General features: G+C 68.9%; 13 protein-coding genes. 10 read left to right on the top strand and 3 right to left on the bottom strand.

The annotated features are described in order from the left end of the window. From ACLL81_RS06000 to ACLL81_RS06010, 3 genes are all read left to right on the top strand, one after another. Window positions 1-711, top strand: a 711-nt coding sequence (locus ACLL81_RS06000; RefSeq protein ID WP_411287439.1) for a 3,4-dihydroxy-2-butanone-4-phosphate synthase, incomplete at its 5' end; no start/stop codon positions are given. Between the two features lie 153 nt (window positions 712-864). Beyond that, window positions 865-2619 (top strand): M10 family metallopeptidase C-terminal domain-containing protein, encoded by a 1755-nt coding sequence (locus ACLL81_RS06005; protein ID WP_411287440.1) that lies wholly within the window; start codon window positions 865-867, stop codon window positions 2617-2619. Window positions 2620-2754: 135 nt separating this feature from the next. Beyond that, window positions 2755-3417, top strand: coding sequence for a DUF1013 domain-containing protein (locus tag ACLL81_RS06010; protein ID WP_411287441.1), 663 nt, complete (start codon window positions 2755-2757; stop codon window positions 3415-3417). A 39-nt stretch (window positions 3418-3456) separates the two neighbouring features. On the opposite strand, the gene ACLL81_RS06015 is transcribed toward ACLL81_RS06010, so the two are convergent. Further along, entirely contained in the window at window positions 3457-3630 is a 174-nt protein-coding gene (locus ACLL81_RS06015) for a YdcH family protein (protein WP_411287442.1), read from the bottom strand. A 130-nt stretch (window positions 3631-3760) separates the two neighbouring features. On the opposite strand from ACLL81_RS06015, the gene ACLL81_RS06020 reads away from it, so the two are divergent. From ACLL81_RS06020 to ACLL81_RS06030, 3 genes are read left to right on the top strand one after another with little or no spacing between them, the layout of a single operon-like run. Beyond that, window positions 3761-4375, top strand: coding sequence for a UbiX family flavin prenyltransferase (locus tag ACLL81_RS06020; RefSeq protein WP_411287443.1), 615 nt, complete (start codon window positions 3761-3763; stop codon window positions 4373-4375). A gap of 2 nt (window positions 4376-4377) precedes the next feature. Then, window positions 4378-4824, top strand: a complete 447-nt coding sequence (locus ACLL81_RS06025; RefSeq protein ID WP_411287444.1) for a TIGR02444 family protein — start codon at window positions 4378-4380, stop codon at window positions 4822-4824. Between the two features lie 13 nt (window positions 4825-4837). Beyond that, complete coding sequence (locus tag ACLL81_RS06030; RefSeq protein ID WP_411287445.1) at window positions 4838-5053, top strand: YdcH family protein; 216 nt, start codon at window positions 4838-4840, stop codon at window positions 5051-5053. A 19-nt stretch (window positions 5054-5072) separates the two neighbouring features. Here ACLL81_RS06030 and ACLL81_RS06035 read toward each other — a convergent pair whose 3' ends face one another. Further along, window positions 5073-5789 carry a GGDEF domain-containing protein gene (locus tag ACLL81_RS06035; protein ID WP_411287446.1) on the bottom strand — a complete coding sequence of 239 codons (717 nt, stop codon included), beginning with the start codon at window positions 5787-5789 and terminating at the stop codon, window positions 5073-5075. A gap of 137 nt (window positions 5790-5926) precedes the next feature. On the opposite strand from ACLL81_RS06035, the gene purE reads away from it, so the two are divergent. Together purE and ACLL81_RS06045 are read left to right on the top strand one after the other, a co-directional pair. Then, window positions 5927-6421, top strand: coding sequence for a 5-(carboxyamino)imidazole ribonucleotide mutase (gene purE, locus ACLL81_RS06040; RefSeq protein WP_411287447.1), 495 nt, complete (start codon window positions 5927-5929; stop codon window positions 6419-6421). A gap of 6 nt (window positions 6422-6427) precedes the next feature. Next, window positions 6428-7507 (top strand): 5-(carboxyamino)imidazole ribonucleotide synthase, encoded by a 1080-nt coding sequence (locus tag ACLL81_RS06045; protein ID WP_411287448.1) that lies wholly within the window; start codon window positions 6428-6430, stop codon window positions 7505-7507. Here ACLL81_RS06045 and ACLL81_RS06050 read toward each other — a convergent pair. Beyond that, window positions 7504-8166: a COQ9 family protein gene (locus ACLL81_RS06050; protein ID WP_411287449.1), complete on the bottom strand. Its 663-nt coding sequence runs from the start codon at window positions 8164-8166 to the stop codon at window positions 7504-7506. The genes ACLL81_RS06045 and ACLL81_RS06050 overlap by 4 nt on opposite strands. 204 nt (window positions 8167-8370) lie before the next feature. On the opposite strand from ACLL81_RS06050, the gene rpsU reads away from it, so the two are divergent. Further along, window positions 8371-8607, top strand: coding sequence for a 30S ribosomal protein S21 (rpsU, locus tag ACLL81_RS06055; RefSeq protein WP_166573050.1), 237 nt, complete (start codon window positions 8371-8373; stop codon window positions 8605-8607). 160 nt (window positions 8608-8767) lie between these two features. Then, the coding region (locus ACLL81_RS06060; RefSeq protein ID WP_411287450.1) for an ATP-dependent metallopeptidase FtsH/Yme1/Tma family protein at window positions 8768-9327 on the top strand (560 nt) is incomplete at its 3' end.

Genomic DNA, 9327 nt, shown 5'->3' on the forward strand with positions numbered 1-9327 from the left:
CACGTCTTCCCGCTGGTCGCCCGCGACGGTGGGGTGCTGGTCCGCGCCGGCCACACCGAGGCCGCCGTCGATATTTCCCGGTTGGCGGGCCTGAATCCCGCGGGCGTGATCTGCGAGATCATGAAGGACGACGGGACCATGGCGCGGCTGCCGGACCTGGTGGCCTTCGCCCAGCTCCACGGCCTGAAGATCGGCACGATCGCCGACCTGATCGCCTACCGCCGCCGCACCGAGCGGCAGGTGGAGCGCGTCCTGGAGACGCCGTTCGACAGCGCCTACGGCGGCCGCTTCCGGATGGTGATCTACCGCAACGTGCTGGATTCCACCGAGCACGTGGTGCTCACCAAGGGCCGCATCGAGGCCGACAAGCCGACCCTGGTGCGCATGCACCGGGTGGACTTCGCCGCCGACATGCTCGGCCACGTGGAGGCCCGCCGCGACTATGTCCCGCGCGCCCTGCAGGCCATCGCCGATCACGACGGGGCCGGCGTCGCGGTGTTCATCCGGGACTCAAACCCCGCCTGGCTCTCGGAACGCTATGGCCAGCCCGACGCCAGCCAGAGCGAGAACATCCTGCGCGACTACGGAATCGGCGCGCAGATCCTGCTCGACCTGGGGGTGCGCGAGATGCTGCTCCTGACCTCGTCCCAGACGGTGCTGCCGGGCTCCGGCGGCTACGGGCTGCAGATCGTCGGCCGCGTCCCGCTCTGACGCCTGCGTCAGCTTGTCGCATTCCGCGTCCGGATGAAGCCCGTCTGCGTACTCCTCCTTCGGATGTGTGCGCTTGCGCCGCGGACTCGCCCGTTGCGGGAATTAAGCTTTTCCCTTAATAAATGAAGGGGATGGGCAAGCTAGAGTGCTAGAATGCCAATCGAAGCCTTCCCCTCGCTCGGCTCTGACGGCCTCAGCTATGACCACGTCGCCGACACCGGCTCCACCCTTCGCTGCGCCTGCCCGGTCTGTTCGCGCGCCGCCGTGGTCGTGGACGACGCCGGCGATGGCGGCTTCCGGCCGCAGGCCTACGCCAATGCGGACGAGCGCACCGGCGCCGCCGCCAACGGCAAGAGCCACCTCACCATCGATCAGGCCGCCTTCCAGATCGTGCGCGGCGATCCGGGCTGGTCGTCGGCCCTGGGCGTCGGCTTCACGGTCTCCTACGGCTTCCGGGCCAACGCGCCTGCGACCATGCCGGACGATTCCTCTGGTTTCGAACGGTTCAACGCCAATCAGATCGTCCAAGCCGAGCTGGCGCTGAACGGCTGGGCCGATGTGGCGAACATCCGCTTTGTGCGCGCGGGCTTCGGCGCGAGCGGCGAGGAAGCCTATTCGGACAACGCCACGATCCTCTTCAGCAACTATACAGCCGGAGTCACTGGGGCCTCGGCGTTCGCCTACTATCCCGGCTCCACCAGCGCCAGTTCGCGGGCCGGCGATGTCTGGGTCAGGTCGACCATCGCGTCCAACGTGACGCCTACCGTGGGCAACTATGGCGGCATGGTGCTGGTGCACGAGATCGGCCACGCCATCGGCCTGGCCCACCCGGCGGTGTACGACTCGACCGGCGGCGGCGCGATCACCTATGACGCCAACGCTGGCTACTTCGAGGATAGCCGCCAGTACACAGTGATGAGCTACTTCAACGAGGCCAACACCGGCGCCTATTTTGGCGGGGCCTATTCCGCCGCCCCGTTGCTGGACGACATCGCCGCGGCCCAGCTGGAGTACGGGATCAACTTCGCCACCCGCACGGGCGACACGGTCTATGGCTTCAACTCCAACGCCGACCGGCCCTGGTTCATCTCCGCGAGCAACTCCAACCGCCTCGTGTTCGCCGTCTGGGACGCCGGCGGCGTCGATACCCTCGACTTCTCCGGGTACGCGCCCGCCCAGCAGATCGAGCTTCGTGAGGGCTTCTTCTCCAACGTCGCCGGCCTGACCGGCAATGTGGCCATCGCCAAGGGCGCCAAGATCGAGAATGCCCGCGGCGGCTCGGGGTCGGACGCGATCACCGGCAACCCCCTGGCCAACAACATCGCCGGCGGCGCGGGGAACGACACGGTGATCGGCGCGGAGGGCGCGGACTATCTGCGCGGCGACGACGGCAACGACTCGCTGAGCGGCGGGGCGGATTTCGACGACATCAACGGCAACATCGGCAACGACACCGCCTCAGGCGGTCTGGGCGACGACTGGGTGGTGGGCGGCCAGAACGACGACGTGCTCAACGGCGACGCCGGCAACGACATCGTCCTGGGCAACCTGGGCGCCGACACCATCGACGGCTCGGACGGCAATGACGTGGTCCGCGGGGGACAGGGCGACGACATCGTGCGCGGCGGGGCCGGTGACGACTTCATCGCCGGCGACCGGGGGAACGACACTCTTACCGGGGGCGCGGGCGCGGACCTGTTCCACGCCTTCACCGGCTCGGGCATCGACCGGATCCTCGACTTCAGCCAGGCTGAGGGCGACCGCATAAACCTCTACGCCGGAACCACCTACACCGTGGCCCAGGTGGGGGCCGACACCGTCGTCACCCTGGGCTCGTCCGCCGACCAGGTCATCCTGGTTGGGGTGCAGTACTCAGCCCTCAATGAAGGCTGGATATTCGGCGGCTAGGCGGCCGGTCGCCTGCGCCACAATACCCGTTTTCATGCGGCCCCATCCGGCCTATAGGACCCACTCTCACCGCCCGGCCGAAAGGCCGGGCGGCTTCATTTCCGGCAATCGGAAACCGACCGAACGGAACGCTCCATGACCGACATCCTGATGCCGAAGGCGACCGCCGTCTGGCTGGTGGACAACACCTCGCTGACCTTCGACCAGATCGCCGACTTCGCGGGTCTGCACCCGCTGGAGGTCAAGGGCATCGCCGACGGCGAAGTGGCGCGCGATATCCGCGGCGCCGACCCCATCGCCAACGGCCAGCTCTCCCGCGAGGAGCTCGACGCCGCCCAGCAGGACTCCAAGTATCGGATGATCGCCCAGAAGAGCCGCCACGCGGAGCTTCTCAAGCCGGTGAAGAAGGCGCCGCGCTACACGCCAGTGTCGCGCCGCCAGGATCGTCCCGACGCCATCGCCTGGTTCGTCCGCAACCACCCGGAGGTGACCGACGCCCAGATCGCCCGGATTCTCGGCACCACCAAGGCGACCATCGACCAGGTGCGCAACCGCACCCACTGGAACTCGGCCAACATCAAGCCGGTCGATCCGGTGACGCTGGGCCTCTCCACCCAGCTCGAGCTGGACGCGGTGGTGCGCAAGGCCGCCGACAAGAAGGCCAAGGACGACGCGCGCAAGGGCATCGTCGAGCCCGCGGGTCCGACGCTGCGTCCGGCGTCCGAGGCCGGCGCGGTTGAGCATGACGCGCCTGAGGCCGCGTCCCGGGAAGACGAGGCGGAGCACGCCGAAGACTGATGTGGCGTCCCTCCCCGCCAAGGGGAGGGATCGAAGGGCCTAGTGCATCTGGCCGCGCAGGGCTTCCATCTCTTCCTTCAGCCGAAGCTTCTGGCGCTTGAGTTCCTTGAGGCGGATATCGTCGGCGTAGGGCCTGCGCAGTTCGTCCTGGATGGCTTGGTCGAGAGACTGGTGGCGGGACCCGAGTTCACGGATCCTGGCTTCTACGGCCATGACGGTATGTCTCCTCGCAGTTGGACAGTCGCGAAGTGAACACCCGCTTTGCGTCGCTGTCAGATCACATATGTTTGCAGTCGGTGTAGCTGGAGCGGCGCCTGCTGTTCAGGCGTTGGAGATCTCCCAGATGTCGAAACCTGAGCAAACTGGCCCTGATCGCCCGCGGCTGGTGGTGGGTATCTCCGGGGCTTCCGGGATGGTCTATGGCCTGCGGGTGCTGGACGCCTGCCGCGACTTGGCCGTCGAGACCCACCTGGTGATGAGCCGCGCCGCCGCCCTGACGCTGTCCCAGGAGACCGATCTTTCCGTCGCCGACGTCCAGGCCCGCGCCGACGTGGTCCACAAGGCCGCCGATGTGGGCGCGGCGGTGGCCTCCGGCTCCTTCCCGACGCTCGGCATGATCGTCGCGCCCTGTTCGGTGCGCACCATGAGCGAGATCGCCACCGGCGTGACTTCGTCCCTGCTCACCCGCGCCGCCGATGTGGTGCTCAAGGAACGCCGCATGCTGGTGCTGATGGTGCGCGAGACCCCGCTGCACCTGGGCCACCTGCGCACCATGGTGCGGCTGGCCGAGATGGGCGCGGTGATCGCCCCGCCGATGCCGGCATTCTACGCCCGCCCCGCCAGCCTGGAGGCGATGGTCGACCAGTCCGTGGGCCGCGCGCTGGATCTCTTCGGCCTGGCCTGGGCGCCGGTGAAGCGCTGGGGGCGCGACGTTGGCCCGTTGCAGGGCGAGGCCTGAGCTTGGGCGTCTGGAACTGGGCCTTGGCCGCCTACGCCCGCCCGGGCGTGCCGCAAGCCTGCCTGGCCCTGCAGGACGTCCACGGCCAGAACACCTCCTACCTCCTGTGGGCGGTCTGGGCCGAACTCGCCGACCCCGCACAACTGGCGGCCGGCGCGCAGGCCGCCAAGGCTTGGGAGCGCACGGCGCTGGATCGCCTGCGCGAGGTCCGCCGGGCCCTGAAGTCGCCGCTGGCCCCGGTTTCCGACGCCGCCCGCGAGGGCCTGCGCGAGGACGTCAAGGCGGCGGAACTGCGGGCCGAACGGGTGCTGATGGAGACTCTGGCCGGCCTGGCCGGCGGCCAGGCCGGCGGCGCCGCGGCGCTTACCGCGCTCACCGCCGCCAGCCTGGCCTGGGGAAAGCCCGCACCGGACGCAGATCTGGCTGCGCTGGCCGCGGCTCTGGGCTAGGATCGAGCCCGCGATGATGGACATCTCCAGCCTCTCCGACGATGCCCTGGAGCTGAAGCTCACCGAGCTTCGCCAGGATCACGCCGACTTCGATGCGGCCATCCAGGCCCTGGCGCTCTCGCCCCTGCCCGACATGCTGGTGATCAGCCGCCTGAAGCGCAAGAAATTGACGCTCAAGGACGAGATCGCCCGCATCGAGGATCTGTTGAACCCCGACATCATCGCCTGAAGGCTCCATCGCCAAAGGTCTAGGCGATCCGCCGGGCGCGCTTGCGCAGGTACATGGCCGCGTCGGCCTCGGCGACCAGCATTTCCGGCTCGGAATCCTGGCTGATCTCGCGCACCCCGTAGGAGATGTGCAGGGGGGCCGACCAGTCGCCGAACGCCATGGGCTCGGCCTCGATGGCGCGGGCCAGGGCCTCGGCCTTGGCCTCCGCCACGATGTGGTCGGCCTGCACCAGGATCACCGCGAACTCATCGCCGCCCATGCGCCCCACCACGTCGCTGTCACGCACATTGGCGGCCAGCCGCTCGGCCACCGCCTTCAGCGCCGCGTCGCCCGCCGCGTGGCCGAACCGGTCGTTGACCCGCTTGAACCCGTCCAGGTCGAAATAGACCAGGCTGGCCGGCGAGCCGTAGCGCTGGGCGAAGGTGCGCACCCGGGCCAGCTCGCGCATGAAGGCGCGCCGGTTTAGCAGCGGGGTCAGGGGATCGCGGTCGGCCAGGCCCTCCATCTCGAGCAACCGCGCCCGCAGCCGCGCCACCTCGCCGCGCAGTTCGTCGATCTCGCCCAGCAGGGTCCGCACCGCACCGCGCACGGCAGGGGTCAGTTCGGGTTCCGTCAGGCCCAGGAACGCGGCGGTGTCGGCGCGCGCCGGCGGCGAGGGGGTGACCGCGCCCGCCTCGGTGAGGGCGCGTTTGCGGATCGCCGAGAAAGGCTGGTTGCGCGCGCCGGTAATCTTCATGCCGGACCCCCAAAAGGGTGTTGCGACTCAACGCCCGCGATAACTGGCGAGAAATCTATCCTTCCTTGGTTGCCCACGCAAAGGCGGCGCCTATACTCCGCCGCCTTCCGGCCAGGCTGTCAGGACCGCGTAAAGACATGAGCGCCGCATCCGCGCCCGTCGCCATCATCATGGGCAGCCGCTCCGACTGGCCGGTCCTGCGTCATGCCGCGCAGATGCTGGACAGCCTCGGCGTCGCCTACGAAGCCAAGGTGGTGTCCGCCCACCGCACGCCAGAGCGCATGTACGCTTTCGCCAAGGGCGCCAAGGCCCAGGGCTTCAAGGTGATCATCGCCGCGGCCGGCGGGGCGGCTCACCTGCCCGGCATGACCGCCTCGCTTACCGACCTGCCGGTGCTGGGCGTGCCAATCGAATCCAAGGCGCTGAAGGGCATGGATAGCCTGCTCTCCATCGTCCAGATGCCCGCCGGGATTCCGGTGGCCACCCTGGCCATCGGCGAGCCGGGCGCGAAGAACGCTGGTTTGCTGGCCGCCAGGATCCTGGCGCTGTCGGACGCCGGCCTGGCTCAGCGGATGGCCGAGTTCACCGCGCGCCAGACCGCCAGCATCCCCGAGACGGTCGAGGACGCCTGACGCGCCATGGCCGACCTCCCGCTCCAGCCGGGCTCGATGATCGGCATTCTGGGCGGCGGCCAGCTCGGCCGCATGCTGGCGCTCGCCGCCGGCAGGCTGGGATTCGACGTGGTGGTGCTGGAGCGGGAGGCCGATTCTCCCGCCGGACGGGTCTGCGCCCACACCATCGTCGCCGCCTACGATGACGCCGCCGCCCTGGCCGCGCTGGCGGCCGTCGCCGACGTGGTCACCTACGAGTTCGAGAACGTCCCCGCCGCCGCCGTCGCCAGCCTGGTGGGCATGGGCGTCGATGTGGCGCCGGGACCCCTGGCGCTGGCCGTGGCCCAGGATCGGTTCGAGGAGAAGACCTTCCTCAACGCCAACGGCGCCCCCACCGTGGCCTTCGCCGCGGCAGATAGCCCCGAAGCCGCCGTGGACGCCGTGGCCCGTATCGGCGCGCCGGCGCTGATGAAGACCCGCCGCGACGGTTACGACGGCAAGGGTCAGCGTTGGGTTGAGCACGCCGCCGACGCCGCCCGCGTTTTCGCCGAGTTGGGGTCCGTGCCGGTGATCGTCGAGGCGCCGGCCGATTTCGTCCGCGAGCTGTCGGTGATCGCCGCACGCGGCCGCGACGGGGCCACCGCCGTCTATCCCCTGGCCGAGAACCACCACGAGCACGGCATCCTGCGGCGAAGCCTGGCGCCTGCCCGGGCTGCGCCGGCGCTCACCGAACAGGCCGAGCGGATCGCTGCGCGTATCCTGGCCGGGCTCGACTATGTGGGGGTGATCGGCATCGAACTCTTCGAGCTCAGCGACGGCCGCCTGCTGGTCAACGAGATCGCGCCTCGGGTGCACAACACCGGCCACTGGACCCAGGACGGCTGCGAGGTCGACCAGTTCGAGCAGCACATCCGCGCCGTCGCCGGCTGGCCGCTGGGTCCCACCCGGGCCATCGCCCAGGTGGAGATGCTCAACCTCCTGGGCGACGAGGCCGACACCTGGAGCAAGCTCGCCGCGGAGCCGGAGACCCGCCTGCACCTCTACGGCAAACGCGCCGCCAAGCCCGGCCGCAAGATGGGCCATGTGAACAAGGTCAGGCCGCTCTAGGTCGGCGGCGCGCGGCCATAGCGCATCTTGCCCAGCGCTTCGGCCCACCCCGATAGCAGGCTCTCAGGTCGGAATTTCGTGGTGGCTTTCCACTTCTCGTAGGCCATGACGTTCTCGATCCGGCGGTCGACGAACGCCAGCGCCGCCTGGCGGCCGGATGACAGGCGGATGGCCAGGGCCCCCGACAGGATGCCGGCCAGGATGGCGCGCTTGGAATAGTGGTTCTCGTCGGTGGCCACGTCCCCGGCCCAGCGCCACAGGCCGTCGGCGCTCTCCCAGGTCAGCCGCCCGGCCAGCCCCAGGTTTATCGGCAGCGCCAGATAGCCGCTGAGCCTGCGCACCACGGCTTCGTCCGCCGCCGCCGCGTCCAGCCTGGCCTCGCAGGCCCGGCGGATGCGCTCGCGGATCTTCAGGCTGGCCGGGTCCACGTCCGCCAGCTCGGCCAGCGCGCGGGCGTCGTGGCGGCGGGTGAGCAGGGCGGCCAGGTCTGCGGGGCCGTGGGGCAGCAGAAGCTCGGTCTCGCCTTCGCTGAGCCCCGCCGCGCGTCCGGCCATCACCGCCATTCGCCGGGTCCAGCCCGCCTGAGGAACCAGCCGCAGCGCTTGGTCCAGCACCTGCTGTTCGGTGGTTTCGGCCCAGCCGGCGGCGATTTCGGTCATGAAAGCCAGTCTATATCCTGCGCCACTGCGCGTCTCGCCGTGGACATCGCCGCGGGCTTCTGATATCCCGCCGCGCTCGAACCCGAAGGCCTTAGAACCTCCGGGCCTCAAGTTTTTTGCCCATGTGACTTTTGTTCGCTCGCCGCCGCCCCTTCGTAGGGACCAAGGGGGCCGGGCGGTAAGCGTTCAACAGGAGATAGAACCCTGGTTCAGATTTTTGTCCGCGACAACAACGTCGACCAAGCCCTCAAGGCGCTGAAGAAGAAGATGCAGCGCGAAGGCTCGTTCCGCGAAATGAAGCGGCACGTCCACTACGAGAAGCCCTCCGAGAAGCGCGCTCGCCAAAAGGCCGAGGCCGTTCGCCGGGCCCGCAAGCTGGCCCGCAAGCGGGCCCAGCGCGAAGGCCTGATCGCGGCGCCGAAGAAGCCGCCGGGCCGCTAGAGCCTCATATCGGGCGTGATTGCTCGCTAGTTCTGAAGGGCCGCGCTGCAAAGCGCGGCCTTTCGCTTATCCGCCTTCGCGTGCGGTCGCTGGTGGAACGGCGCTTGCACCCCTATCTCTAGAACCAGCCCGGCAACCCTTTCCGAGACGGTCTTAATCGATGAACCTGCGAAATCTCGTCATCTGGGGCGTCATTGTCGTCGTCCTGATCGGCCTCTACAGCATGGTGACCGGCGGCAGTCGCGGCGCCGCCGCAGGCGAGGTCACCTATTCGCAGCTGCTTGCCAAGGTGAACTCCGGCGAGGTCAAGAAGGCCGAGATCCGCGGCGCCCAGGTGATCGTCACCGACCAATCCAACAAGGCCTTCACCGCGATCACCCCCAACAACCAGGATGACCTGGTCAAGCGGCTGGAAAGCCAGGGCGCGGACATCTCCGTGAAGGCCGCCGGCGGCTTCACCCTCCTGGGCTTCATCCTCAACAGCCTGCCGATCCTGCTCTTGATCGGCGTGTGGATCTTCTTCATGCGCCAGATGCAGGGCGGCGCCCGCGGGGCCATGGGCTTCGGCAAGTCCAAGGCGCGCCTGCTCACCGAGAACAAGAACCGCGTCACCTTCGACGACGTGGCCGGCGTGGACGAGGCCATCGAAGAGCTCCAGGAGATCAAGGAGTTCCTCGAGTCGCCCGCGAAGTTCCAGGCGATCGGGGCCAAGATCCCCAA

This window comes from Phenylobacterium sp., from assembly GCF_046590535.1.
GTDB lineage: Bacteria > Pseudomonadota > Alphaproteobacteria > Caulobacterales > Caulobacteraceae > Phenylobacterium.

Bases quoted from the DNA above. Each gene is read 5' to 3' on its own strand.
- ACLL81_RS06005 (WP_411287440.1), top strand. From the start codon at position 865: ATGCCAATCGAAGCCTTCCCCTCGCTCGGCTCTGACGGCCTCAGCTAT.
- ACLL81_RS06010 (WP_411287441.1), top strand. From the start codon at position 2,755: ATGACCGACATCCTGATGCCGAAGGCGACCGCCGTCTGGCTGGTGGAC.
- ACLL81_RS06015 (WP_411287442.1), bottom strand. From the start codon at position 3,630: ATGGCCGTAGAAGCCAGGATCCGTGAACTCGGGTCCCGCCACCAGTCT.
- ACLL81_RS06020 (WP_411287443.1), top strand. From the start codon at position 3,761: ATGTCGAAACCTGAGCAAACTGGCCCTGATCGCCCGCGGCTGGTGGTG.
- ACLL81_RS06030 (WP_411287445.1), top strand. From the start codon at position 4,838: ATGATGGACATCTCCAGCCTCTCCGACGATGCCCTGGAGCTGAAGCTC.
- ACLL81_RS06035 (WP_411287446.1), bottom strand. From the start codon at position 5,789: ATGAAGATTACCGGCGCGCGCAACCAGCCTTTCTCGGCGATCCGCAAA.
- purE (WP_411287447.1), top strand. From the start codon at position 5,927: ATGAGCGCCGCATCCGCGCCCGTCGCCATCATCATGGGCAGCCGCTCC.
- ACLL81_RS06045 (WP_411287448.1), top strand. From the start codon at position 6,428: ATGGCCGACCTCCCGCTCCAGCCGGGCTCGATGATCGGCATTCTGGGC.
- ACLL81_RS06050 (WP_411287449.1), bottom strand. From the start codon at position 8,166: ATGACCGAAATCGCCGCCGGCTGGGCCGAAACCACCGAACAGCAGGTG.